We start from the raw sequence: 24669 nt of genomic DNA, 5'->3' as shown, positions 1-24669 counted from the left end.
ATTATGAAACAGAATGCAAAACCTGTCAATTTGTCTTAGAACATGTAAAAACTTAAAAAATAAGGCACATCTAAAATTACTTTAAAAGTTCCCTTCTGTCTTCTTCACTATCAAAAGCAAAGCCAGTCCCTTTATAAGCTTCAATTGTAGCATAATGAATGTATTCACTGACTTTTACAGCCATTATTTCTTCAACAATTTCAAATAGCCTGACATTTTCTTTTGGCTTTTTCCACTTTTTCTTGGTAAGGAATCCCCATAGCTCCTGTTCTGTAACTTTTTCATAGCCAAGCAGTCGAAATTCATCTAATTTACTCTCCAACGCTGGCCTTACTTCCGTGCGAAAATAATCATATTCATGGCCGATCTTCATTTTCAGCCGCCTCCCCGCCAATTTCTTTCGCTTGAACTCATGGAAATTATCACAGCTTGTCATGCTTTGTCCACTCTCTTGCATATAGTTAATTGTATATGATATCACCCATTTTGAGAAGGCAGGGAGTTGAATGTCCAAATTTCTGAAAGGTACCATGATCCTGCTGGCTGCAGGCCTGGTAACCAGGGTCTTGGGATTTATAAACCGGATTGTCATTGCCCGTTCTATAGGAGAAGAAGGCGTCGGCCTTTATATGATGGCTTTTCCAACTATGATCCTTGTCGTCACCATTACTCAGCTCGGGCTGCCGGTAGCGATTTCCAAAAATGTTGCCGAGGCGGAAGCAAGGGGAGACACAGCTAAAATTAAGAAAATATTAGTTGTGTCATTAGCAACTACTATCTCACTTTCGATTATTTTCACTCCCGCTTTAATTCTGCTCGCTCCACTTTTATCAGAAACACTATTTACCGATAACCGCACACATTTGCCCTTGATGGCCATAGCGCCAATTGTGCCAATTATTGCGATTTCCTCTGTTATAAGGGGATATTTCCAGGGCAGGCAGAATATGAAGCCCGCTGCATATTCCCAGGTCATTGAACAAATCGTCAGAATCAGCCTGATTGCCATTATGACAAAAGCATTTCTGCCTTATGGGATTGAGTATGCAGCCGCGGGAGCTATGTTAGCGGCTGTGATAGGGGAGCTTGCCTCTCTAATCTATTTGCTGACCACTTTTAAGCTTAAAAAGAAATTTAGAGTGAGAAAACAATTTTTTAAATATGTTCAGTCTGGAAAAGGTACATTTAATGAATTGATGACGGTTGCCCTTCCGACTACTGGAAGCAGAATGATCGGGTCTGTCGCATGGTTTTTTGAGCCGATTGTTGTTTCCTATAGCTTAGCCATTGCTGGTGTGGCGACAGTTGCCGCCACTAAGCAATATGGTGCCCTAACAGGGTTCGCTATGCCGCTTCTCATGCTTCCGTCCTTTATTACTTACTCTCTGTCAACCTCACTTGTTCCCGCAATAAGTGAGGCTAACTCCAAAAATGATATGCATCTTATTGAGTACCGGCTTCAGCAGGCACTTCGTTTTGCTTTTGTTACAGGAGGATTAGCTGTGGTGGTTCTATATATACTTTCTGATCAATTGATGGAGGTTATGTACGGTTCCCCAAGCGGATCACATTTTATTAAATTGATGGCTCCATTTTTTCTTTTTTATTACTATCAAGGACCTCTTCAGGCAACTTTGCAGGCATTAAACCTGGCGAGAGCAGCTATGCTTAACAGTTTGATTGGAGCTATAGTGAAAACAGCTGTCATTTTTCTGCTTGCCAGCCAGCCTGCTTTCGGAATAAATGGAGTAGCAATGGGAATCCTGGTTGGCACAGTTCTTGTTACGATGCTTCATTTTGCAACTGTCCTTAAAGCGATATCCTTTACATTTTATGTTAGAGACTATTTAAAGACCTTTATAGCCATGGGCTTGTCAGGCAGCATTGGTTACTGGCTGCTAAGTGACATGCTTCCTCAAACCATGAATACAGCCATTAGAGTTATTCTTATTTCATCTGCTATCGTGGGAAGTTACATCGTCCTTTTATTAATATTTGGTTTAATTAAAAAGAATGAATTGATTCGGATTCCCTTTGTTGGCAAAATACTATCAAAATTCGCATTCAGATAATGCAAACACAAGGGCCTGCTCAAGTGCGGTGATTGACACTCCTGTTGAGCAGGCCTTTAATTGTGCATATTGTATTAATTCCGTTCATCAATCAAGTCTACATAAAACTGGCCATTTTCATAGCTGCAGAATGAAATTTTGGACATCTCTTTATATCCCTGCTTTCTGAGTTCTTGCCTCAGCCAAAAATCACTTTTATTAATTTTTTCGAGATTCGTTTTTTGAATCGTTCCATCGATAATTAACGGGATTGTCATTCCGCCATCCTTGTTGCCTTCTCTTTCAAACACAGACAGATTGCCTGAGGATTCTAGAATGGCAAATTCAACATCAGAGATTTTGGCAATATCTTTTTCTCTTAGCTGAAGCAGCAAATCATCAAAATTATATCTTTGCTTTCTCATCGCATTTTCGTCTATTTTTCCCTTGTTAATAATGATTGTTGGCTTACCATCCACCACATCGCGAAAAGTCTTGCTTTTTAGTGAAAAAATCGCCAGTACTATTTGCACAATCATTAAGAGGAGCATTGGCAAGACATTTTTTAGGATTTGTGAATCAGGATTTTCAATGGCCACTACCGCGAGCTCCGCTATCATGATATAAACCACTAAATCCAAAATGCTAAGTTCTCCAATCTCTCTTTTGCCCATCAATCTAAATATAAGGAGAATTAGTGCATATAGAAATAGTGTCCTTACAACAATTATTAAATATTCTTCCACTTCCACAGCTCCCCTTTAAATGCATTCTTTATTATTTTTGCGCATCGGCGGAGTATTTATGAATTTTTCTATAATCATTTCCATTGCTTAAACATCTTAATTTTTAGATTCTAATTTTTTATTGCGTGAATATGCTTGTACTAGGGAAAAAGCTGGGACAGCCGAGGGGCTAAGAGGCTATTCCGATTTATTCTTCAGAAGGGAGAGGGTCAATATAGAAGAGTCAAAGAACTTTGGAAGTGCCGTTCTCTATGGTATCATTGCAATTTTTGCAATTGCCATTGCCGGCAGTCTTATTTTTTCGCTTTTGCTTCGTTTTACATCACTTCAGGAGTCATCCTTACAGTATATTATTACAGGTGTTTCATTTGTTTCTCTTTTTGCAGGCGGATTCATTTCCGGCGGAAAAGGAAAGCAAAAAGGCTGGCTGCTTGGAGGCCTGACCGGTCTTATCTACTCAGTGATCATTTTACTTTTCCAATATTTAGGTCATGATAGTTTATTTTCAATGGAACAAATGATTTACCATACCTGTTTCATGCTCACTGCCATGATGGGCGGAATTCTGGGTGTTAATCTCAATTCCAAAAGAACCGCTTAGAAAAAAGAAGGTCCGCAGCGGACCTTCTTTTCTTTGATATATTAAGATTTAGCTAAAGCATCGCCAGTTGATTGCGTCACTTCGCGAATTGCTGCGCGATCGTATGTAAGCCGGCTTCCGTCACCGCACTTGATGACTACTTTGTCTTCGTCGATTGCATCCACAAATCCATGAAGGCCACCGATTGTTACAACCTTATCTCCCTTTTTCAAATCGCTCTGCATTTGCTGAACTGCCTTTTGGCGTTTCTGCTGAGGACGAATTAACAGGAAATAGAATAAGACGAACATTAGCAATAATGGTCCCAGTGTACCTAATAGCTCCATTGTTTTCCCCCCTTTCACTAAGGAGCAATAATCCGGGAAACAACGCGTTAGGCTTTTCCCGCTCCTTTTTAAGCACTCAATTTCAGCTATTAAAAGTTCTTCGCATTTGGTTTATTGAATCCATACCGTTCGAAAAACTCTTCTCTAAAGTCTCCGAGACGATCTTCTCTGATCGCTTGTCTGACCTGCTCCATTAATTTTAACAGAAAATAAAGATTATGGTAAGTTGTAAGTCTAATTCCGAATGTTTCATCACAGCGGATTAAGTGCCTGATGTATGCCCTGCTATAATTTCGGCAAGTATAGCAATCGCAATTCTCATCTATTGGACCAAAGTCTCTGGCAAACTTCGCATTTTTTACGACTAATCTGCCATTGCTTGTCATTAATGTCCCATTACGTGCAATACGGGTAGGAAGAACACAGTCAAACATATCAATTCCTCTGATTGAACCATCAATTAAAGAATCCGGAGAGCCTACTCCCATCAGGTATCGTGGCTTATTGTCAGGGAGAAGCGGTGTTGTGAACTCTAATACACGGTTCATGACGTCTTTCGGCTCACCTACAGATAACCCCCCTACAGCATATCCAGGAAAATCAAGAGAGGTTAAATCCTTCGCGCTTTGTTTGCGAAGTTCCTCGTATTCTCCTCCCTGCACAATTCCAAACAGACCCTGATCATTCGGACGCTTATGAGCTTTTAAACAGCGTTCAGCCCAACGTGAAGTTCTCTCAACCGACTTCTGCATATATTCATATGAAGCAGGATATGGCGGGCATTCATCAAAGGCCATCATAATATCAGAGCCAAGTGAATTCTGAATGTCCATCGCTTTTTCCGGAGAAAGAAACAGCTTGTCTCCATTCAAGTGATTGCGGAAATGAACCCCTTCTTCTTCAATCTTGCGGAATTCACTCAGGCTGAATACCTGAAATCCGCCGGAATCAGTCAGAATGGCACGATCCCAATTCATAAATTTATGAAGCCCTCCTGCTTCTTCAACGATTTCCTGCCCCGGGCGCAGCCAAAGGTGATAGGTATTGCTTAAAATAATGCCTGCTCCCATTTCCACCAATTCTTCAGGGGACATGGTTTTCACCGTAGCGAGGGTTCCAACCGGCATAAATACCGGTGTTTCAAAAGATCCATGCGGTGTATGGACACGTCCCAGGCGGGCACCAGTTTGCTTGCATGTCTTAATTAATTCATAACGAATTGCAGTCAAGTTGTATGTTCTCCTTCCATAAGATAAGCGCCTTAGTTACAAAATCAGCATTGCATCTCCAAAACTGAAGAAACGGTAGCGCTCCTCTACAGCCTTATTATAGGCATTCAATACATTTCCCCTGCCAGCAAGTGCGCTTACCAACATGATAAGCGTCGATTTTGGCAAATGGAAGTTTGTAATCATGCCGTCAATCGCTTTAAATCCATAGCCAGGGTAAATGAAAATATCGGTCCAGCCGCTGGCTTCCTCAAATCGTCCATTATGGGCAGAGGCGATTGTCTCCAATGTCCTGGTGGAGGTTGTGCCAACACTGATAATTCTCCCTCCCTGCTCGCGCACCTCATTTAACAATCTAGCTGTACCTTCTGTTACCTGATAAAACTCTGCATGCATCTCATGCTCATTTAAGTCTTCTACGCTTACTGGCCTGAAAGTACCAAGTCCAACGTGTAAAGTAATGAAAGCAACATGCACACCCAATTCTTTGATTTCCTCAAGCAGCTGTTCAGTAAAATGAAGGCCTGCTGTCGGTGCTGCCGCAGATCCGCGTTCACGGGCAAAAACTGTCTGGTAACGCTCCCGATCATCTAGCTGTTCCTTAATATACGGAGGCAAAGGCATTTCACCTAATTGCTCCAGCACTTCATAGAAGATCCCTTCATATTTAAACTCCAAAATCCTGCCGCCATGGTCGGAAGTTCCCGTGCAAACAGCAGTCAAACTGCCATTGCCGAAAGTGATTTCCGTTCCTTCTTTGACCCTTTTGGCTGGCTTGATCAGTGTTTCCCAGGCATCGCCTTCAAGCTGCTTGAGGAGAAGAACCTCTATCTTTGCGCCTGTTCCTGCTTTTTCGCCAAACAGCCTTGCAGGAAGCACCCTGGTGTCATTTAACACGAGGCAATCTCCTGCCCTTAAATGCTTCTTTAAATCTTTAAAAACGCCATGCTGTATATCACCGGTCTTTTTATCAAGGACCATTAATCTGCTGCTTGTCCGATCGGACAAAGGCGTCTGTGCGATTAAATCCTCCGGCAAATGAAAATCAAATAAATCTACCTTCATGTTGTCACCCTATCTGTTATTCATACTTTAAGCTACCGGAACCTGCCAAGAAAATAAAAGATGGCAGATAAAATGACACTCAGCAATATTGATGTAACGATTGGAAAATAAAAAGTCGTATTTCCTTTCTTTATTACAATATCCCCCGGCAGCTTGCCAATATTAAAGAATTGGCTTAAAAATCCGATTGCAAAAATAATAGCTCCAATAACCATCAGCCATTTCGATATGCCGCTCAATCGGCAGGCACCTCCATTTGGAAATGACGGTACACCAGATCTGTTACGATTCTTCCCCTCGGTGTCCGCTGAAGAAAACCAATCTGCAATAAATATGGTTCGTATACATCTTCAATAGTATGTGCTTCTTCCCCAATCGTGGCAGCAATTGTTTCGAGGCCAACAGGGCCTCCGCGGAATTTTTCAATAATCCCTCTTAATAATTTATGGTCAATATGGTCAAGCCCTAAACGGTCAACCTGCAGAAGCTCTAAGGCTTCTTTGGCAAGATGCTCATCCACTGTGCCATCTGCCTTAACCTGAGCAAAATCCCTTACTCTGCGAAGAAGCCTGTTTGCAATTCTCGGCGTGCCTCTTGATCGTCTCGCCACCTCAATGGCAGCTTTCCCATCTATGCTTGTTTCCAAAACTTCAGCCGTACGTATCACAATATCTGTCAGCTGCTCTTCTGTATAGTATTCAAGCCTGCTGAGAACTCCAAAACGGTCTCTTAATGGAGCGGATAATGACCCCGCCCTTGTCGTAGCGCCAACGAGCGTGAATGGAGGCAGATCAAGCCTTACAGACCTTGCGCTAGGCCCTTTTCCAATAACAATATCCAGGCAAAAATCCTCCATGGCCGGATACAGAACTTCTTCAATAGAACGGGGCAGACGATGAATTTCATCAATAAACAGCACGTCACCTGGTTCCAATGCAGTCAGGATTGCAGCCAAATCTCCCGGCCTTTCAATGGCAGGGCCGGCAGTAGTCCTGATATTCACGCCCATTTCATTTGCGATAATGGCTGCAAGTGTGGTTTTTCCTAATCCTGGAGGTCCATATAGAAGGACATGATCTAAAGTTTCCTCTCGAATCCTGGCAGCTTTAATAAAAATCTCGAGGTTTTCCTTTACTTTATCCTGTCCGATATACTGTTTAAGTGTTTGCGGGCGCAGACTCTGTTCAAACGAAATATCCTGAATATCCGCCTCGCCGGATATGATCCGCTCTTCCATACTCATCTCACCTTCTTCATGTATCAGCATAAGGCAAACGGGCCAGTTCTGTTATTATTTTTATATGAATAGATCTTAACCAATAAAAAAGATTATTTTAAAAGCTTCTGAAGAGCCTTCTTTATGTACTGATCGGTTGTAAGCTTTTCCTTTTTCAGATCAGGTGTTATTTTTTTCAGTTCCTTTTCTGAATACCCCAGCGCTTTCAGCGCCAGCAGGGCTTCTTCAAGATCAGCTGCAGCTCCGCTTTGTTCAGGCTGGATTTTATCTGCCGAAAATAAATTCGGGAAAAAGTCAGGTACAATATTGGGAAGTTTTCCTTTTAGATCGAGGATCATTTGCCTTGCCGTCTTCTTTCCAACTCCAGGAAACTTAATAAGAAATGCTTCATCTTCATTTTCAATCGCCTGAACCACCTGTTCAGGCTCCCCGGATGCGAGGATTGCAAGGGCACCCTTCGGCCCAATTCCCGTAACATTCAATAGCTTTGTAAATAGTGTTTTTTCTTCCCTTGATTGGAAACCATACAGAGCCATAACATCTTCTCTTACATAATGATAAGTATAAACTCTGACTTCCTGTCCAAACTCTTGAGTATAGCTGAATGGATTGGGCGTTAAAACTTGATAGCCGATCCCATTATTTTCGATTACTACATATTCCGGTCCAATGTATTCCACTTTGCCTTTTACAAATTCAAACAATACCTTTCGCTCCTCTGATTTAGCTGTACCTCATTGTATCATACAATAATTTGGGCACGAAGAAAAAAGTTGCGATATTTATTAAAATTTGAATATAATTATAGAGGTTTCGAACAAATTGACTGGAAGTCATATAACGAAAAGACTATTCGCACTTTTTGCTATTTTCTCTCTACTTAGAAAACATTACATATCAATTAGAATTGCAGGAAAACAGATATGTGGTAACAGGTATTGAAAGATAAAATGTTTTTATTGCCCGTTCACTTCCTTAGTGAAATACGGGCATTTTTATTTTTAATAAAGGCTGTTTTTCGCACACTTTGCTGCTATTTATACTCGTAGTTAACAGGCAGTTTTAAAAGAGCCCTGGCATAAGTAAAGACCGGCAAATGCCGGTCTTTACTTTTATTATTTCGCCTCTCCTGTAGAATAATCCTTAAATGTCTCAAGGACTTCTACATAACGATCTTTTGTCATAATAGGAATGCCCTTTTTTAATTCCTCACATTTTGTACTTTCCAGTTTTCCTAAATCAATTTGAAAAAAAGACTGGATAATATTCGTTTTGTGCGGCCTGCCATTAAATATGGTTAAAGTCCCGTCTTCTGTCAGCCCAAAATAACCATTCGCCTTTAATAAAGGTGAAATATCATCCATTTGCCGGCGAAACACCATATAGTCTATGTCCATATCAACCAGCTGCCATTGATCATATTTAGCCCAAAAATCCTCCATCGCCCAAATGGTTTCCTCGGTGGCTTCCTGGCTTACTTCTCCGTCCAAGTACACTCGTTCCAAAATGACCTTCATTTGAAGCGGCCCTTCTATGGGAGTATCCTTGCTCTCTTTTTCCATGGCGAATACAGATTCACCTTTTTCGTATCCAATGCTGCTTCCACCTGCAGTAAATAATATAATAAAAGCAGCGGTTAATACTGCAATGAATAAGCCCCATTTGGTTCTCATCATCGATCACCTCGATTAAAAATGTAACTTCCGCTATTGCATCCATTACGATTATCTCTTTTCTTTATTAATAGTGTGACCAATATTTTCTTGTTTATCCTTTTTGAATTGGCTCTGTTAAACTTGCCTGTTAATTTCCGCTCCATGCACTCGTTTTCCGCGGGTGGTCAGGGAGCCTCCTCGGCACCTAGTGCAAGGGTCTCCTATAACTCGCTTCTCCGGCTGAAGTCTCGCACCTTCCTCTTCAACCAACAGCGTGCCAAAATCATCAGCATGCTATATCAATAAAAATAAGTCTGCCGTAAATAAAAAAGGAGCAAAGCGCTGCAGCTTTGCTCCTTTTGCTATATCTTACTTTACTTATCTCTGCGGAACAGATTCTTTAAATCCCAGTCAATTTGTTCTCTTGGTCCACCGTCGCGCAGGTTGTTATCAATGTTTCTAAGGCGGCTGAAAGTTCCTTCGTCTGTTACAACCTTAGTCGACCTTCCTCGAAGATACGGCTGTACCGCTTCATGAATGGCGGCCTTTGTTTCTTCTTCCTTGCTATAATCCGTCAAGTCAACAGCAATCAAAACATTGCTGCCATAGGTAACTGAGCGAACATCCTCAACATTCGGAACAGATGCTGTTACATTGCCAATTTTTTCAGCAAGTTCACCTTCGTATGCTTGGTAGTAAGAACTCTTGGCTTGGCGTGTATTATCATCCAGATGTCCGTGGTAATTTGCATCACTATGGCTGAAACGGTTATCTTTTTGGAAGAAGTTCTGGTCCCTCTCTGCTAAGGGTACTGTTGGATTACCGGTATTGTTATTTCCATCCCTTACTTGAAGAGCATTTCTATTGTTGTTTCTGTTATTTCTGTTGCTTCCGTTATTTCTTCCTTCTCCGCCTAACGTATGATCCATCATTTCAGTCAGTGGGCCATCATTATCTGTTCCATCTTCAACCCTGACGTTTCCTTCACGGCCTCCATGGTTTTCATTCGAATAATAGCCCATCGGCTGTACCTGCTCGTTGTTTCGATCCTGAACAGCAGTATCATCATTTGTCCCGCAGCCAGTTAACCCCATTGACATTAAAGCAGCCAGCGGTACTGCAATTAGTTTCTTGTGCAAGCGAAAAACCCCCTCGCTAATATTACAAGCTTTGAGCATATTTGCTCCTTCTTAGCTTGTGAGCGAAGAGAGTCTTTCATCCTGTCATTTACGTCCAATTTTACAATGAGAAATTGCTTCTTAATCCTCTGCTGCTTTTTTTAAGGCTTGAATAAACCGTTGCCTTTCAGCAAATTGTCCTACGGTCAAATCCAGAACAGGACGTATTTTGACCGGGTCTAGGTAGGACCTATCTCGTATGACTCTATTCCACTCCCTAAAAATATCAGTGGGAAAGGCCAGAGCATAGATGAATCCTATTTCTTCCAAATGTTTCTTTATAATTGGAAACCTTAATAAATCCTCAAAAGACCACTTCATAAAGGGCAGAATCCGGTTCGCATACTGAAGGTAATCAGAATGCGGAGTGCCTTTTGCAATCAAATCAAAATCCAGCAAATATAAGGTTTTATTCTTAGCCCTTAGAAAATTGTGGTGCGCCACATCACCATGTAGAATAACTTGCTTTCCTGACTGAAACAGCCATGCTTCCTCTTCAATTCCTTTTAAGGACCAATCTGCCCACGATAGTAATTCATTAATAATTTCCTTCTGGACAAAATATCTTATAACAGGAAGATTATTAAGAAAAAGCGAAGCCCTTTCCCTCCATTTATCTGCCTGTCTGAATGTCGGCAGAACCGTTTGATAACGGGGGACCAGTTTTTCAGAGGTGTCATGAAAAGTTTGCAGCAAATCAAGCCCCTCTAATCGATCTCTTTTCAAATGATAAGAAAAAGAATCTTCTGATGGCTGGATATATTCAAGACACCCGTAATAAGTTCGATCAAAAAAAAGAGGCGGCTCTTTTGCAAATTCATAAAAAGCATAAGTTTTTGCAAAACCTTCTTTTATTAGGGATGCTGTAAAGGCTTCCTGGAGTTTTAAACGGTGATAAGAGGAAAATCCTTTTATGATAAATACTCGTTCCTTTGTTCTAACCAGATAAACTTGTTTTCTAATTGGTTTAATTTCATTAATTTTAAAGGGAAACTGTTCTTGCAAATAGGAGAGGAGACGATTTTTTAATAAATCGTCTCCCCCGTTTTTAACCGTCGTATTCACTGCTTTCATCGAAATTTCTTGGCATTCCAAACGCCTGCCCGCCCATTGGGCCGTAACCTGGACCTGCTCCAAATCCTGGGCCTGCTCCGAATCCTGGACCTGCTCCGAATCCTGGGCCTGCTCCTAACCCTGGACCTGCTCCGAATCCTGGGCCTGCTCCAAATCCTGGGCCTGCTCCGAATCCTGGGCCTGCTCCAAATCCTGGGCCTGCTCCGAATCCTGGGCCTGCTCCGAATCCTGGGCCTGCTCCGAATCCTGGGCCTGCTCCAAATCCTGGGCCTGCTCCAAATCCTGGACCTGCTCCAAATCCTGGACCGTACCCTCCAGGTCCCATTTGCGGTCCACCACAGCCGCAATCGTCTGAAGCACCCATTACCGAATCAGGCATCAAGGGCATTTGACTTTGAGACGGCATAAGAGGCATTTGTGCCATTCCCGGAGACTCTTCCATTACCCCTTGAACCTGAGGCATTTGATGCGGCATCTGGTGCGGCATTTGCTGGCCATACTCGGCACCCATCACTCCGGTTGGCATTTGGTGCGGCATCTGCTGGCCATACTCGGCGCCCATCACTCCGGTTGGCATTTGGTGTGGCATCTGCTGCCCCATATATTCAGCACCCATTACTCCGGACGGCATTTGATGCGGCATTTGCTGGCCATACTCGGTACCCATCACTCCGGTTGGCATTTGGTGCGGCATCTGCTGCCCCATATATTCAGCACCCATTACTCCAGATGGCATTTGATGCGGCATCTGCTGGCCATACTCGGCACCCATCACTCCGGTTGGCATTTGGTGCGGCATCTGCTGCCCCATATACTCAGCACCCATTACTCCGGTTGGCATTTGGTGCGGCATCTGCTGGCCATACTCGGCACCCATCACTCCGGTTGGCATTTGGTGCGGCATCTGCTGCCCCATATACTCAGCACCCATTACTCCGGATGGCATTTGCGGCATTTGGGCCGTTGGCATAAACGGTGATGATTCATCGTAATCAGGGCTCTCAACTCCGGCCATCATCCCCATATGCGGCATCTGATGCTCTGGCATCATCGCACCCTGGACTTGCGGCATTTGATGCGGCATTTGATGCGGCATTTGGGCCATCGGCATCATTGCACCCTGGACTTGCGGCATCTGGTGTGGCATTTGAGCCATCGGCATTTGATGCGGCATCTGGTGTGGCATCTGCTGGCCCATATATTCTGCTCCCATTACTCCGGATGGCATTTGGTGCGGCATCTGATGCGGCATCTGTGGCATCATTGCACCCTGGACTTGCGGGAAAGGCATTTGTTGGAAACAATTAGGATTATAAGGATACATTGGCTGATATTGACCTCCTTGTTGTGTGTAAACAGGTGATTCACTTTCAGGCGATTCCGGACTTTCATCTGCAATCGGCTTTGCCTGCGGGAGGATATTGACTGGTTTAGGCGGGAGCTGCGGCTGTGGTTTAGTCTCTGAAATTGGCAATGGCTTTTGCTTGGGTTTAACTTCTGAAACAGGCAGCGGTTTTTGCTGTGGCTTAACTTCTGCAACAGGGAGCGGTTTTTGCTGTGGTGCCGGCTGCTGGACAGACATATTCATCATGTAATAATTGTTTATATCAATTTCTGGCATGACTGGCTTTGGCATCTTTGGAGTATAAGGTTTTTTGGGTAATTCCTTTGGAACTTCTGCTTTGGGCGCAGTTACTTTTGGAACTTCCTTTGGAATTTCAACCTTTGGTGCCGTAACCTTGGGCATTTCTTTCTTTGGCGGTGCCGGTTTTGGCACTTCTTTTACAGGCTGCTCCTTAGGTGCTTCAACAACAGGCATGGTAATAGGCTTCTCTTTGGCAAAAGGATATTCTGCTTTTGGCATTTCCTTTTTGGCACCCATATTTATTTTAGCTTCCGGTTTGCCCCCGATTGGAGCTTCTTTTTTTATAGAGCCTCCAGTTGCGGGAACTTTTATTTTCATTCCGGGCATAATCATATCAGGGTTGCTGAGCTGTGTATTCATCTTTTTCAGCTCTTCAAAATTCACGCCGTACTTCTTGGCAATCTTCCAAAGAGTGTCCCCTTTCTGTACGATATGGATTTTCACTCTGAATTCCCTCCTATGCGTAAGGTGATACTTCCATCAGCAGTGTTTTATCGCTAATGATTAGTAGAACCAATCGGGCATTTACGGGCAGTTCATCCATCTTTTGAAAGGTGTAGACTACTGCCCGTTAATCGCGATGAGTCCATATAGTGTATGAAGAAATGGGCAAATTGCTAACAATCTACACAAAAAGATATGCTGTTTTTCCTGAAATTATGATTTATTCTTTTCTTCAAACCCTATTAAGAGAGGGCTTTAATGACTAATAAAAATCCTCCCAATTTGGGAGGATTTTATTCTTATTATGGCCGTTCCATCATTCTGTCCAATGCCAGTTTGGCAAAAGCTGCTGTCTGCTCTTCTACTTGGATAAGATTGTTTTTCTCACCCTGTTCAATTGTTTCCAGGCACCAAGCCAGGTGCGGCAAATCAATCCGGTTCATGGTCAGACAAGGGCACATATGCGGATTAAGAGAGATAATATGCTTATCAGGATGCTGATTGATAATCCTGTTGACCAGATTCATTTCCGTTCCAATCGCCCATGAAGAACCGGGTTTGGAATTTTCTATTGCCTCTATTATATAATTCGTCGATCCAGCCATATCGGAGATTCCTACAACTTCCCTTTTGCATTCAGGGTGAACAATAATTTTCATTTCCGGGTACTGTTTGCGGACTTCTTTTACATTTTCCACAGTGAAATTTTCATGAACGGAACAATGGCCCTTCCAAAGGATCACTTTAACGTTCTCAGGGGAGCCCTCATATTCCAGCTTATCTGAAACCGGGTTCCAAACAGCCATTTCATCGAGCCCAACTCCTAAATTATAGGCAGTATTTCTGCCTAAATGCTGGTCTGGCAGAAATACGACTCTCGGCTTTTGCCCAAATGCCCAGCTCACCATCTTTTCAGCATTCGAAGAAGTGACCGTTGCTCCCCCATGACGGCCAACGAAGGCTTTAATGGCTGCGGTGGAGTTTACATAGGTTAAAGGAAGCATTGTTTCGCCGAATAAATCAACGAGCTTTGTCCAGGCTCTTTCTGTTTGGTGTATATCTGCCATATCAGCCATGGAACAGCCCGCACGCATGTCAGGCAAAAGTACTTTTTGTGCCGGAGTTGTCAATATATCGGCGGTTTCAGCCATAAAGTGAACTCCGCAAAATACAATATATTCTGCATCCTTATTCTCCTTTGAAAGCTGGGCAAGCTTTAAGGAATCACCAGTGGCATCCGCAAACTGAATAACCTCATCTTTTTGGTAATGGTGGCCGGGGATAAATAGCTTCTTCCCCAGTTTTCCTTTTATCTCCCTTACTCGTGTCTCGAGTTCCAAAACGGTCATCCCGCGATATTTTTCCGGAAGAATATTTGCTTGTTTTTCTGCTGTCTGAAAAATATTCATACCTTCATACCCCTTTGCCATATATGCTTGTTTTTATTCGACTGTAACTTTCACGCTGATATCAAGCGCCTTAACTGAATGTGTGAGAAAACCGAGCGAAATAAAATCAACCCCTGTATTGCTAAAACTCGCCAGGTTTTCTAATGTTATGCCCCCGGACGCTTCTGTCAAGGTTCTTTCAGGAACAAGGCTAATCCACTCTTTAATTTCTTCAGGCTTTCTGTTGTCAAACATAATAACATCCGAACCTGCCTCAACTGCTTCGATTACCTGTTCTTTTGTCTCTGTTTCAACTTCGATTTTTACCATATGCCCTATTTTCGACCGTACCGCTTCTACGGCTCTTCCAATCGAACCAGCAAAAGAAATATGGTTATCTTTAATCATAACTGCATCATAAAGGCCATTACGATGGTTAAATCCGCCTCCGCAACGGACAGCGTATTTTTCCAGCATCCTTAGGCCTGGAGTTGTTTTCCTTGTGTCGCAGATTTTTGTATGGGAGCTATTAAGAACTCTGATAGCCTCACTTGTTTTCGTTGCAATCCCGCTCATTCTTTGGAGCAGATTCAAAATAACTCTTTCCCCTTTTAAAAGGATGGCTACTGGGCCATGTGCTTCGGCAAGGATTTGGCCTTTTTCAATCCTTTCTCCATCCCCTACTTTTAAATCGATATCTACACGGGAGTCAAGAACAGCATATCCGGATCTGATAATTTCTTCCCCGCAAAAAATGCCATTCTCCTTAGCAATGAAAACAACCTTCCCTGTCTGGCCTTCCCCAAAAATCAGCTCACTTGTCAGGTCACGGTCGCCGATATCCTCCAGAAAAAATTGTTCAAGTTGCAATCGCAGCTTTAATTTGTTCATTTTTACCATCCTTTTCTAATTTACGGCATTGAATAATCCTTTTTCGAAGCCATTCATGATTGTTTTCGACTGGATAATCCTGGCGGAAATGGCCACCCCGGCTTTCCGTTCTTTTTAAGGCAGAATTGGTTACAAGCCATGCAGCAATAAGCATGCATGCCCTTGTAATTTCATCGAGGGAAAGATCATCAAATTCCGTTGCTATCCATTTTTCGATTTGAAAGCTTTCAAGCCAAGCAAGCTGCTTCAGCAGCCCTTCCTCCGTTTTGATAATGCCTGCATGCTTCATCATTTTTTTCTTTATATCTGCTTTGGAAGGTAAATAACCGGTTGAAGGATTCCTTCCTTTTGACTCTGGACTCGAACCCAATTTACCGATTTCACAGGGTGGCTGTTCATTGATCCATTCCGCTAGTTTTTTTCCGAAGAATAAGCCCTCAAGCAGTGAATTGCTTGCAAGCCGATTTGCACCATGTATGCCCGTGCACGCTGCTTCACCAATTGCATACAAACCGGGTATACTGCTTCTGCCCAGTAAATCGGTTTTAATCCCGCCCATCAAGAAATGGCTGCCAGGTGAAACAGGTAATCTTCCGAGACTTACGTTTACATCATTTTGCTCACAGATAGCTGTAATGGTGGGAAATCTTGATTCAAAGTTTGCTATAGAAGATATATCCAAAAAGACCGATGTTCCTTCTTTCAACAGGTTGTAAATGGCCTGTGATACAACATGTCTTGGTGCCAGATCTCCTTGTGGATGTATGCCTTCCATCACTGGTTTGCCCTCATCAGTAACCAGACGGCCACCCTCCCCCCTCACCGCTTCAGAGATGAGGCCTAAAGCTGTGCCGTCTTTATAGAGCAGTGTAGGGTGAAACTGTATAAACTCCATATCTACAATCTCTGCTCCTGCCCGGTATGCCAGGGCAATGCCATCTCCTGTTACGGTTTCCGCATTGGATGTAAATTCATATAGCTGTCCGCACCCGCCAGTAGCCAGCACAACATGGTTTGAAAAGAACCTATGAATATTGCCATTAGTGTCTTTTCCTTTTGCGCCTATGCACCTGCCTTCCAACTCATTTATCAGCAAGTTAAAAACATGCATATTTTCTATGATTCTAATGTTTTCGTTTATATTTGTTAACATAAAGTCAATTAATGTCTTTCCGGTTGCGTCTCCGCCCCCATGGACAATTCTATTTTCTGTATGGGCGCCTTCCCTGCCCAATGCGATGGCTCCTTTTGAATCTCTATCAAACATGCACCCCTCTGCAAAAAGGCCATTAATGAGGGATGGGGCTTCACTTGTAAGAGCCAAGACCGCATTAGAATCATTATGGAATCTTCCTGCCTCAAGTGTATCCATGTAGTGCTTTGAGGGATGATCATTGTTTCCGAGAGCAGCAGCAATACCCCCCTGTGCCATATTTGAATTTCCATTTTTCACAGCGGACTTTGTGAGAATTATCACATTTAAGTCTCGTCGCAGCTGCTTTGCCAGCTGCAAAGCAGCCACCCCGCTTCCAATAATTAAAACGTCGGCGTACATCATTATTTACCTCCTGTTTTTACAGGTGTCTTGACACCTATATTTACATAGATTTAGAATTATGACAAGAGTTTTTCATAGAATAAGAGGAACTTCTGTGTGTTTTAATTTGGAACAAGGCGCCATTCCTCGAAAAACATTCGCATTTCCATCGTGTAATGCTTTTTCGAGGATGCTCATTCATTGGTCAGCGGGAAGGTAGACCCATAGGCTAAGTGCTTGAGGAGGGTCGGGCTGCTGGCGGTTAGCTGAGCGCCTCGAGTGGAAATTAACAGGCAAGTAAAGACCAAAGATTTATAAAAAGCGAAAGCAGGTGAGATTATAAAATACTTTGATTATGCCGCCACATGTCCATTGGATAGTGAAGCGGCAGATGCCTATATAAAAGCTTCAAGTGAATTCTTTGGCAATTCAAGAAGCCTTCATGATACAGGCGGTGAGTCTGAAGGGCTTCTCGAAAATTGCCGTAGTGAACTCGCAGGAATTTTGGGTACAGAGAGTGAAGGAATCTACTTTACAAGCGGGGGAACGGAGGGGAATTTCCTTGCCATTCATGCATTGCTTTCTTCCTCAAAGAAAATAGGGAAACATATTATCATGGGGATGGCCGAACACTCTTCCATTCATAGCATATTGGAAAAGCTCAGTCTGGAAAAAGGCTATGAAATAACCATGGTCCCTTTTGGAATGGATGGACGCATTGACCAGGAAAAATTAAGTTCAGCCATAAGGGATGATACCGTACTAATTACAATTCAGCACGGTAATCCTGAAATAGGCACATTGCAGCCGATTCCTGAAATTAGGGATATTTGCAAGACTAAAGGGATTTTGCTGCACAGTGATTGTGTCCATACATTTGGCAAAACAGACCTAAAGGAAATAGCCAAGAATGTTGACAGTTTATCTTTTTCAGGCCATAAATTTTATGGTCCAAAAGGGGTTGGAGCCGTTTATCTTCAACCAGGATTGCGGTGGGATGCTTTTTTACCAGGAGTATCCCATGAAAAAGGATTTAGGCCGGGCACAGTGAATGTTCCAGGGATTGCAGGGATGACAGTAGCGGCCCAGAAAGCATATGAAAACCTTGATGTCCATAACAGCCATTTTCAACTGTTGCGCAATGCCCTTCTGCTTGAACTTGAGCCAGCAAAAGGAAAATTCGTGATTTACGACTTTGAGCGCGAGTACCAGCTCTCTTCTACATTAGGAATGCGTAATAAAGGACTTGAAGGGCAATATATCATGCTCGAATGCAATAGACACGGATTTGCCGTTTCAACTGGCAGTGCATGCCGGAGCGGAATGAAGTCTATATCAAAAACGATGGAGGCACTCGGAGTGTCCGGAAAAAGCGGCAAAGAATTTTTCCGAATTTCTTTTGGATGGAAAACTTCTGTTGAGGAAGCAAAAGCTTTAGGCAGAACACTTGCACAAATCGCACACTCAACAGTGCCCCTTTAAGTTTTTATCTTCTTCCGGTTATTATGTTAGAATGAGACATTATCGGAAAGTAAGGGAGAGTAAAACATGAAGGAACAAAAAAAGGTACTCGGAGAAGAACGAAGATCCTTTTTGCTCCAGCTTCTTAAAGAAAGCGGGCAGCCCATTACGGGCGGTGAGCTTGCTGCGAAAACAAATGTAAGCAGGCAAGTTATTGTAGGAGATATAACATTGCTTAAAGCTAGAGACGAGCCAATTATTGCAACAAGCCAGGGGTATATGTACCTTCAGCAGGCGTCACCTTCTATTATGGCGGAACGGACCATTGCCTGCCATCATCACCCTGGGAGGACTGAAGAAGAATTAAATCTCCTTGTGGATCACGGAGTCACAATAAAGGATGTAAAAATCGAACACCCTGTATATGGGGACTTAACCGCTTCTGTTATGGTGTCGACCCGTAAAGAAGTAAAGCAGTTTATGGAAAAAATAAAATCCACAAATGCGGCTTTCTTATCAGAGTTAACAGACGGCATACACCTTCACACGCTCTCGGCACCATCCGAACAAAAACTGGATGAAGCGGAACAGTCATTAAAGAAAGCAGGTTTTCTTATTGACCTGTAATATGTTAAGCACATCCGGAAGTCCTTTTTTATAATCAAAATAAATCTGCGCAAGAACATGAGTATCGCAAAAAAGGATCCGTCTAAACGCGGATCCTTTTTTATACACCCAAAGAAGTTCGTTACACTAAGGCTGTGTTAAAGCTCATTTTTCATCTTGGCACCCTGTTGATTGGAGCGGGAGGAGCATCGGATCGTCCGCGGTTCAATGAGCTCCTGGTGCCGAAATCAGCAGGCAAGTTTAACAGAACCTACACTAAAATTGTTTATCCACAGATAAAGCCATATTAATCTTGAAGAACCTTATTTTCCTTCTTATGCAGCTGAAAATACGGGTAGCTCCCCAATATTTTCACACTGCATCCCAATGCTTCCAATTCCGCAACCGCCCCGGGTATCAGTACATCATCCTGTTTCATATCTACATCTATGATAAAGAAGTAATTGCCCAATCCTGTTTTCATCGGCCTTGATTCGATTTTAGTTAAATTTAATTTCCTCCATGCAAACGCAGAAAGTACCTGGTGAAGCGCTCCTGCCCTGTCAGCTGGCAATGTAACCATGACAGTCGTTTTATGTCCGCAAAACTCTTCTCTGTCTTCTTTAATTGTGATTTGTTTATTGGATAAAACAATGAATTTTGTATGGTTGAAATCAAAGTCGTGAATATCCTCTTTCGCAATAGCCAATCCGTAAACCTGTGCAGCTAATTCATTTGCAATGGCACCAGCTTTTTCACCTGGGTGGTCTTTAACATATTGTGCTGCAGCAGCCGTGGAGGTTGTGCCTTCACACGGGATTCCTTTCAGCTCTTTATGTAAAAATTTGTGGCATTGGGCAATTGCATGGGAATGGCTGTAAACCACATCTGTTTCAGCCCAATTTTCCAAATTATCGGGATGTACCATAAAATGCTGGCGTATAGGTGCTGTTAGTTCACCAACAATCGGCAAATCTACCTCATGGATTAAATAATCTAGAGTTATATTCACCGAACCTTCCAATGCATTCTCAAGAGGAACTACCGCCAAGTCTATTTCATTTCCAATCAAAGCATCAAAGCAGGCAGGTATAGTCGGATAGGGAACAGCTATCTCTTGCGGAAATAAGCCTCTAACCGCTATATCTGTGAACGTAGCCTTTGGGCCCAAGAATCCAATTTTCACGGTAACTCCCTCCCTTCGTCAGAGTTGTTTTAACTTACTGAAAACTTTCTTTATACTTTACCACTTTAACATATGTGTGTAAAATACAAAATAATAATTTTAGAAAAACCTGCATTACCACCTTAGTCATTTTATTTGCGATATTATTATTGGCATCATATCTACTATGGGCAATCATTTACCAAGTTAGCTGTGTTAAACTCCTTATCGAAAAAAAGCGCCGGATACCGGAGCGCAATTCCTTACGCACCTGTTCCCAGCACCTCTACTTTTTCTACAAATTCCAATTTTCGGAGCCTGGTTAAAAGCTCATCAATGTCTATTCCCATTTCCGTGACATTCAAGGATAAAGTGACATTGGCCCTCCCTTGGAGGGGAATAGTCTGGTGAATCGTGAGGACATTGCATCCTGATGATGCTACTACTCCCAGCAAATGGGATAGGGTCCCCGACCGGTCTTCCAAATGAAAAAATAATGTTATAAGCCGTTCTTTTACAACGGTATGAAAAGGAAACACAGTGTCTCTGTATTTATAAAAAGCACTCCGGCTCAAATCAACTTTCTGGACGGCGTCCCAAACCGATTCAGCCTTTCCCCTTTCGATCATTTCCTTCGCATCCAATGTTTTCTTCATAGCTTCTGGCAAAACATCTTCGCGAACCAAATAAAATTTTTTATCGAATCTATCTTTTCTCATTTCTCCACCCCGTCAATCGAGAAGGTTAGTCAATAAACTCGAATTCGTAATCAAGAAGCTTGACGGTGTCGCCGTCTTTTGCTCCTTTTTCGCGAAGAGCATCATCTACACCCATACCGCGCAGCTGCCTTGCAAATCTGCGGACAGATTCGTCTCTTGAGAAATCCGTCATCTTAAAGAGCTTCTCAATTGCATCTCCAGATACAACAAACACTCCAGCAGGATCCCTTGTAATAACAAACTCTGTTTGATCGGCTTCATGTTTATAGAGAACGCGATGAACTCCAGTTTCTTCTCCCTCTTCTTCATGCGCAAGAGGAAATTCAGGTGTTTCTTCGATCTTATCAGCAATTGCAAATAATAAGTCTCTTAGCCCCTGGCGTGTAACAGCCGATATAGGGAAGATTGGATAATCCTCTTCTAATCGCTCTTTAAACTTCTTAAGGTTTTCCTCGGATTCAGGCATATCCATTTTATTCGCAACAATAATTTGCGGTCTTTCTGTCAATCGCAAGTTGTATTCTTTCAGCTCGTTATTGATTGTTAAATAATCTTCATAAGGGTCTTTCCCCTCTACTGCTGCCATATCAATAACGTGAACAATGACTCTTGTCCTCTCAATATGCCTCAGAAATTGATGGCCAAGGCCAACTCCTGAATGGGCGCCTTCGATTAACCCCGGCAAATCGGCCATAACAAAGCTCCGTCCATCTTCTGTTTCAACCATGCCCAAATTAGGCACAATCGTTGTAAAATGATACTCGGCAATTTTCGGCCTTGCAGATGATACTACAGATAAAAGCGTGGATTTTCCTACACTTGGAAAACCGACCAAACCTACATCAGCAAGTAGCTTTAATTCAAGAACTACATCTCTTTCCTGCCCCGGCTCACCATGCTCAGACAATTCTGGCGCTGGGTTCGCAGGTGTCGCAAAGCGGGTGTTCCCTCTTCCGCCCCGTCCGCCTCTTGCAATAACAGCTCTTTGGCCATGCTCTGTTAAGTCTGCTATAACTTCACCAGTTTCCGCATCCGTAACTACTGTGCCAGGCGGGACTTTTACAATCATATCTTTTGAATTTCTGCCATGCATGTTTTTGGACATGCCGTGCTCACCGCGAGGCGCTTTGAAATGACGCTGATAACGGAAATCCATTAACGTACGCAAACCCTCATTTACTTCAAAAACAACATCGGCGCCTTTACCGCCGTCACCGCCGGCAGGGCCGCCATTCGGCACATATTTTTCACGGCGGAAAGCAACCATTCCGTTACCCCCGTCGCCGCCTTTTACATAAACTTTGACTTGATCGACAAACATTTTTTATTCCTCCCGTCTGCAGTATGTCCCGATTGCCTCGCATTCAGCCAAACAGCCGGCACTGACTGGATCCACTCCTACATTGAAGGATTCCCCCCAAACCTGCAGAGTTTCACTTTATAGTATTACTTTTTACGACGGAAATCACTCTCTGCCATTTGCAGTAAATGGCACAAAAAGCTCCAGCGCTAGCTCCTGTTCAGCTAATTCCTGAACAGCAACAGTTATGTCAGCGGATTCCTTTTTTAAAAATTGTTCCAAGCTTTCCATATCTGTTATTATTCCGCTAAAATCAAAAAAGAAACGAGCACCTTCTTTTTCATGGCTGATTGAAACGGATAAATGATTTTCATGATAAGGCTTTACCGATGAGTTAAGACAGTTAAAAAAAGAGCCTGTCCACTCAGAAAGAATGCAATCATCCAATCGTCCTGCTATTGCATCATCCAGGACTTCATATTCAAGCTGGAAGGAATGATTCTCCCAGTTATATGTGAATAGAAGTGAAGCAAATTGAGGAAGGTTTAAATTTGACAGTTTTGCCTCCTGCTGTGCTTCCACCACAATTTCATCTATAATTTCCTTTGCCCTGTCAACCTTGTTAAGGGAAAGATTACCTTTAATTAATTGTATTTTATTTAGCCAGTCATGGCGGGCATGACGCAGCACCTCAATCATATTCCAGTCTTTATCCATATATGCACTCCTGTACGGTTTTTAAGGTGTCAGAAGACTGCTGCTTGCTGTAAGTATATCAAAAAAAATCAACTGACAGTAAGCAATTTTATGCTAAATAAGAAAATATTGCTTTATGTATCGAGAAGCTGCCTCAAAAGAGCAATCTTTCTTCTAAAAGCTATAAATTCCATTAAAATAAGCGGAAGTGCATGTGTGAAATTTTTTAACCAGGGCTGTGTTAATGATAATTACTGGTTTAACAATGTGCTGATGATCAAAAGGCACGAATTAGCCGAAAATGCTTTCGTATTTCCTTCATGCGGTGTTTATTCCTGGAAACAATGTCCTGCGGGAAAAGCTTACCAAGGGAGCCACCGCAGACGCAGAACGCCGAGGTACTTCGAGGCCTGCGTTTCGCTGAGTGTCTGCAGCGGAACTCACCACGCAGGTTTAACAGAGCCTTAAACAAAAAGAAAACCCTAACCTTGGGCTAGGGTTTTCTCGAAAAGGCTTATGCCTCTTGAGCTGCAGGATATACGCTCACTTGCTTGCGGTCACGTCCAAGACGCTCGAACTTAACAACACCGTCTACTTTCGCAAATAGTGTGTCGTCTCCGCCTTTACCCACGTTTACACCTGGGTAGATCTTAGTACCGCGCTGACGGTAAAGGATAGAGCCGCCAGTTACGAATTGTCCGTCTGCACGCTTAGCGCCAAGACGCTTTGCGATTGAATCACGGCCGTTCTTAGTAGAACCTACTCCCTTTTTAGAAGCGAACAACTGAAGATCTAACTTTAATAGCATTTATTCCACCTCCTGCTTTTTGAAGGTAATGTTTATATACTTTCCGTAGTCTTCTTCAATCGTCTGCAATGATATGACCATACCTTCGAGAAGAAGCTGGACTTTCTCATTTACGTCCACCGGCAGATCCGGCAGAACACAGCGGAGAAAACCATCCTCGCCCTGGCCAATCTCTGGCGTCACACCGGTTAAGGCGTGCACAGCATTGATTGCGCCAATGGCGACAGCGGATACGCCTGCACAGACAATATCCTTTCCTCTATTTGCGAAGAATGCATGGCCGCTAATTTCAAACGAATGAATAGTTCCGGAGCTTTTACGATTAATCGTAACTTCAATCATCTAATATCGCCTTATTAAGCGTTGATTTTTTCAATCACAACTTTAGTGTATGGCTGACGATGACCTTGCTTCTTACGATAGTTTTTCTTCGCTTTGTACTTGAAAACAGTGATTTTCTTTTGACGGCCTTGTTTTTCAACTTTAGCTGTAACAGTAGCACCATCAACTACAGGGCTTCCTACTTTTACACTATCTCCGCCAACGAAAAGAACCTTTTCAAAAGTAACTGTTTCGCCTGCTTCTGCGTTAAGCTTTTCGATGTAGATAGCTTGACCTTCTTCTACACGTAATTGCTTTCCGCCAGTTTCAATAATCGCGTACATGAACTGCACCTCCTCTTAGACTAAGACTCGCCATCCCAGGCGCCGACAAGAAAAGCGGAGAGTGCCTGTTTATCGGCACTCGCAGCTAGACACAACTGCGCGGACTTAACTACCTGTTCTGAGCGGTTGTAGCACGGGTGCGCTACAAACATAACATGAAAATCCTATCATATAATGAATAA

At 42.9% G+C, this 24669-nt stretch carries 25 protein-coding genes, 1 pseudogene and 1 other annotated feature; of the genes and pseudogenes, 4 read left to right on the top strand and 22 right to left on the bottom strand.

The genetic code is table 11. The features are described 5' to 3' along the window. Positions 1 to 76 precede the first annotated feature (76 nt). Entirely contained in the window at positions 77 to 373 is a 297-nt protein-coding gene (locus AC3ZVC_RS10325) for a post-transcriptional regulator (protein ID WP_490068266.1), read from the bottom strand. 133 nt (positions 374 to 506) lie between these two features. On the opposite strand from AC3ZVC_RS10325, the gene spoVB reads away from it, so the two are divergent. Continuing rightward, complete coding sequence (gene spoVB, locus AC3ZVC_RS10320; RefSeq protein WP_490068265.1) at positions 507 to 2072, top strand: stage V sporulation protein B; 1566 nt, start codon at positions 507 to 509, stop codon at positions 2070 to 2072. Positions 2073 to 2146: 74 nt separating this feature from the next. Here the strand turns inward: spoVB and AC3ZVC_RS10315 are convergent, their stop codons facing one another. Then, positions 2147 to 2797 (bottom strand): DUF421 domain-containing protein, encoded by a 651-nt coding sequence (locus tag AC3ZVC_RS10315; RefSeq protein ID WP_490068264.1) that lies wholly within the window; start codon positions 2795 to 2797, stop codon positions 2147 to 2149. 121 nt (positions 2798 to 2918) lie between these two features. Here AC3ZVC_RS10315 and AC3ZVC_RS10310 point away from each other — a divergent pair, with 121 nt between their 5' ends. Beyond that, positions 2919 to 3398, top strand: coding sequence for a TIGR04086 family membrane protein (locus AC3ZVC_RS10310; RefSeq protein ID WP_490068263.1), 480 nt, complete (start codon positions 2919 to 2921; stop codon positions 3396 to 3398). Positions 3399 to 3439: 41 nt separating this feature from the next. Here AC3ZVC_RS10310 and yajC read toward each other — a convergent pair whose 3' ends face one another. From yajC to nadB, 13 genes and pseudogenes are all read right to left on the bottom strand, one after another. Then, entirely contained in the window at positions 3440 to 3724 is a 285-nt protein-coding gene (yajC, locus tag AC3ZVC_RS10305; RefSeq protein ID WP_144545297.1) for a preprotein translocase subunit YajC, read from the bottom strand. Between the two features lie 89 nt (positions 3725 to 3813). Further along, the gene (gene tgt, locus AC3ZVC_RS10300) at positions 3814 to 4953 is read right to left on the bottom strand and encodes a tRNA guanosine(34) transglycosylase Tgt (protein ID WP_490068261.1); all 1140 of its coding nucleotides are present in this window, start codon (positions 4951 to 4953) and stop codon (positions 3814 to 3816) included. Between the two features lie 36 nt (positions 4954 to 4989). Next, entirely contained in the window at positions 4990 to 6018 is a 1029-nt protein-coding gene (gene queA / locus AC3ZVC_RS10295; RefSeq protein WP_490068260.1) for a tRNA preQ1(34) S-adenosylmethionine ribosyltransferase-isomerase QueA, read from the bottom strand. A gap of 32 nt (positions 6019 to 6050) precedes the next feature. Next, entirely contained in the window at positions 6051 to 6257 is a 207-nt protein-coding gene (locus AC3ZVC_RS10290) for a DUF2905 domain-containing protein (protein WP_214724920.1), read from the bottom strand. Further along, positions 6254 to 7255 carry a Holliday junction branch migration DNA helicase RuvB gene (gene ruvB / locus AC3ZVC_RS10285; protein ID WP_490068259.1) on the bottom strand — a complete coding sequence of 334 codons (1002 nt, stop codon included), beginning with the start codon at positions 7253 to 7255 and terminating at the stop codon, positions 6254 to 6256. Before ruvB ends, AC3ZVC_RS10290 begins: the two co-directional genes overlap by 4 nt. A 92-nt stretch (positions 7256 to 7347) precedes the next feature. Next, positions 7348 to 7959 carry a Holliday junction branch migration protein RuvA gene (ruvA, locus tag AC3ZVC_RS10280; protein ID WP_490068258.1) on the bottom strand — a complete coding sequence of 204 codons (612 nt, stop codon included), beginning with the start codon at positions 7957 to 7959 and terminating at the stop codon, positions 7348 to 7350. Between the two features lie 411 nt (positions 7960 to 8370). Then, positions 8371 to 8928, bottom strand: a complete 558-nt coding sequence (locus tag AC3ZVC_RS10275; RefSeq protein WP_490068886.1) for a BofC C-terminal domain-containing protein — start codon at positions 8926 to 8928, stop codon at positions 8371 to 8373. Positions 8929 to 9284: 356 nt separating this feature from the next. After that, positions 9285 to 10049 (bottom strand): YhcN/YlaJ family sporulation lipoprotein, encoded by a 765-nt coding sequence (locus AC3ZVC_RS10270; protein ID WP_490068257.1) that lies wholly within the window; start codon positions 10047 to 10049, stop codon positions 9285 to 9287. Between the two features lie 120 nt (positions 10050 to 10169). Next, a complete protein-coding gene (locus AC3ZVC_RS10265; RefSeq protein ID WP_490068256.1) occupies positions 10170 to 11183 on the bottom strand; it encodes a phosphotransferase in 1014 nt (337 codons plus the stop codon). A 1920-nt stretch (positions 11184 to 13103) separates the two neighbouring features. Further along, positions 13104 to 13251 (bottom strand): annotated as a pseudogene (gene safA / locus AC3ZVC_RS10260) (SafA/ExsA family spore coat assembly protein); the annotation flags it as partial. Between the two features lie 302 nt (positions 13252 to 13553). Next, entirely contained in the window at positions 13554 to 14660 is a 1107-nt protein-coding gene (nadA, locus tag AC3ZVC_RS10255) for a quinolinate synthase NadA (RefSeq protein ID WP_490068255.1), read from the bottom strand. A 33-nt stretch (positions 14661 to 14693) separates the two neighbouring features. Further along, entirely contained in the window at positions 14694 to 15530 is an 837-nt protein-coding gene (nadC, locus tag AC3ZVC_RS10250; protein WP_490068254.1) for a carboxylating nicotinate-nucleotide diphosphorylase, read from the bottom strand. After that, a complete protein-coding gene (gene nadB / locus AC3ZVC_RS10245; RefSeq protein WP_490068885.1) occupies positions 15499 to 17085 on the bottom strand; it encodes an L-aspartate oxidase in 1587 nt (528 codons plus the stop codon). The genes nadC and nadB overlap by 32 nt, the downstream gene beginning before the upstream one ends. Before the next feature lie 354 nt (positions 17086 to 17439). Between nadB and AC3ZVC_RS10240 the strand changes: the two genes are divergently transcribed. Continuing rightward, positions 17440 to 18549 (top strand): IscS subfamily cysteine desulfurase, encoded by a 1110-nt coding sequence (locus AC3ZVC_RS10240; RefSeq protein ID WP_490068252.1) that lies wholly within the window; start codon positions 17440 to 17442, stop codon positions 18547 to 18549. 66 nt (positions 18550 to 18615) lie between these two features. Beyond that, positions 18616 to 19155, top strand: a complete 540-nt coding sequence (locus AC3ZVC_RS10235; RefSeq protein WP_490068251.1) for a transcription repressor NadR — start codon at positions 18616 to 18618, stop codon at positions 19153 to 19155. Positions 19156 to 19441: 286 nt separating this feature from the next. Here the strand turns inward: AC3ZVC_RS10235 and pheA are convergent, their stop codons facing one another. The 7 genes from pheA to rplU form a co-directional block, all read right to left on the bottom strand. Then, on the bottom strand, positions 19442 to 20320 hold the full coding sequence (gene pheA, locus AC3ZVC_RS10230) for a prephenate dehydratase (RefSeq protein ID WP_490068250.1): 879 nt from the start codon (positions 20318 to 20320) through the stop codon (positions 19442 to 19444). 242 nt (positions 20321 to 20562) lie between these two features. Further along, the gene (locus tag AC3ZVC_RS10225) at positions 20563 to 21018 is read right to left on the bottom strand and encodes an ACT domain-containing protein (RefSeq protein WP_214724956.1); all 456 of its coding nucleotides are present in this window, start codon (positions 21016 to 21018) and stop codon (positions 20563 to 20565) included. A gap of 25 nt (positions 21019 to 21043) precedes the next feature. Next, the gene (obgE, locus tag AC3ZVC_RS10220; protein ID WP_490068249.1) at positions 21044 to 22339 is read right to left on the bottom strand and encodes a GTPase ObgE; all 1296 of its coding nucleotides are present in this window, start codon (positions 22337 to 22339) and stop codon (positions 21044 to 21046) included. 144 nt (positions 22340 to 22483) lie between these two features. After that, on the bottom strand, positions 22484 to 23035 hold the full coding sequence (locus AC3ZVC_RS10215) for a Spo0B C-terminal domain-containing protein (protein WP_490068248.1): 552 nt from the start codon (positions 23033 to 23035) through the stop codon (positions 22484 to 22486). 493 nt (positions 23036 to 23528) lie between these two features. After that, a complete protein-coding gene (gene rpmA, locus AC3ZVC_RS10210; RefSeq protein ID WP_026585361.1) occupies positions 23529 to 23822 on the bottom strand; it encodes a 50S ribosomal protein L27 in 294 nt (97 codons plus the stop codon). Beyond that, positions 23823 to 24164, bottom strand: coding sequence for a ribosomal-processing cysteine protease Prp (locus tag AC3ZVC_RS10205; protein ID WP_490068247.1), 342 nt, complete (start codon positions 24162 to 24164; stop codon positions 23823 to 23825). Between the two features lie 14 nt (positions 24165 to 24178). Continuing rightward, positions 24179 to 24487 carry a 50S ribosomal protein L21 gene (gene rplU / locus AC3ZVC_RS10200; RefSeq protein ID WP_076257366.1) on the bottom strand — a complete coding sequence of 103 codons (309 nt, stop codon included), beginning with the start codon at positions 24485 to 24487 and terminating at the stop codon, positions 24179 to 24181. Between the two features lie 13 nt (positions 24488 to 24500). Further along, positions 24501 to 24625 (bottom strand) — a sequence feature (ribosomal protein L21 leader region). Positions 24626 to 24669: the final 44 nt, after the last annotated feature.

It is taken from the genome of Cytobacillus sp. C11.1 (genome assembly GCF_058145115.1).
This window is presented reverse-complemented; position numbering and strand designations above follow the sequence as displayed.

Bases quoted from the DNA above. Each gene is read 5' to 3' on its own strand.
- AC3ZVC_RS10325 (WP_490068266.1), bottom strand. From the start codon at position 373: ATGAAGATCGGCCATGAATATGATTATTTTCGCACGGAAGTAAGGCCA.
- spoVB (WP_490068265.1), top strand. From the start codon at position 507: ATGTCCAAATTTCTGAAAGGTACCATGATCCTGCTGGCTGCAGGCCTG.
- yajC (WP_144545297.1), bottom strand. From the start codon at position 3,724: ATGGAGCTATTAGGTACACTGGGACCATTATTGCTAATGTTCGTCTTA.
- queA (WP_490068260.1), bottom strand. From the start codon at position 6,018: ATGAAGGTAGATTTATTTGATTTTCATTTGCCGGAGGATTTAATCGCA.
- ruvB (WP_490068259.1), bottom strand. From the start codon at position 7,255: ATGGAAGAGCGGATCATATCCGGCGAGGCGGATATTCAGGATATTTCG.
- AC3ZVC_RS10275 (WP_490068886.1), bottom strand. From the start codon at position 8,928: ATGAGAACCAAATGGGGCTTATTCATTGCAGTATTAACCGCTGCTTTT.
- nadA (WP_490068255.1), bottom strand. From the start codon at position 14,660: ATGAATATTTTTCAGACAGCAGAAAAACAAGCAAATATTCTTCCGGAA.
- nadC (WP_490068254.1), bottom strand. From the start codon at position 15,530: ATGAACAAATTAAAGCTGCGATTGCAACTTGAACAATTTTTTCTGGAG.
- nadB (WP_490068885.1), bottom strand. From the start codon at position 17,085: ATGTACGCCGACGTTTTAATTATTGGAAGCGGGGTGGCTGCTTTGCAG.
- AC3ZVC_RS10235 (WP_490068251.1), top strand. From the start codon at position 18,616: ATGAAGGAACAAAAAAAGGTACTCGGAGAAGAACGAAGATCCTTTTTG.
- AC3ZVC_RS10225 (WP_214724956.1), bottom strand. From the start codon at position 21,018: ATGAGAAAAGATAGATTCGATAAAAAATTTTATTTGGTTCGCGAAGAT.
- obgE (WP_490068249.1), bottom strand. From the start codon at position 22,339: ATGTTTGTCGATCAAGTCAAAGTTTATGTAAAAGGCGGCGACGGGGGT.
- AC3ZVC_RS10215 (WP_490068248.1), bottom strand. From the start codon at position 23,035: ATGGATAAAGACTGGAATATGATTGAGGTGCTGCGTCATGCCCGCCAT.
- rpmA (WP_026585361.1), bottom strand. From the start codon at position 23,822: ATGCTATTAAAGTTAGATCTTCAGTTGTTCGCTTCTAAAAAGGGAGTA.
- AC3ZVC_RS10205 (WP_490068247.1), bottom strand. From the start codon at position 24,164: ATGATTGAAGTTACGATTAATCGTAAAAGCTCCGGAACTATTCATTCG.
- rplU (WP_076257366.1), bottom strand. From the start codon at position 24,487: ATGTACGCGATTATTGAAACTGGCGGAAAGCAATTACGTGTAGAAGAA.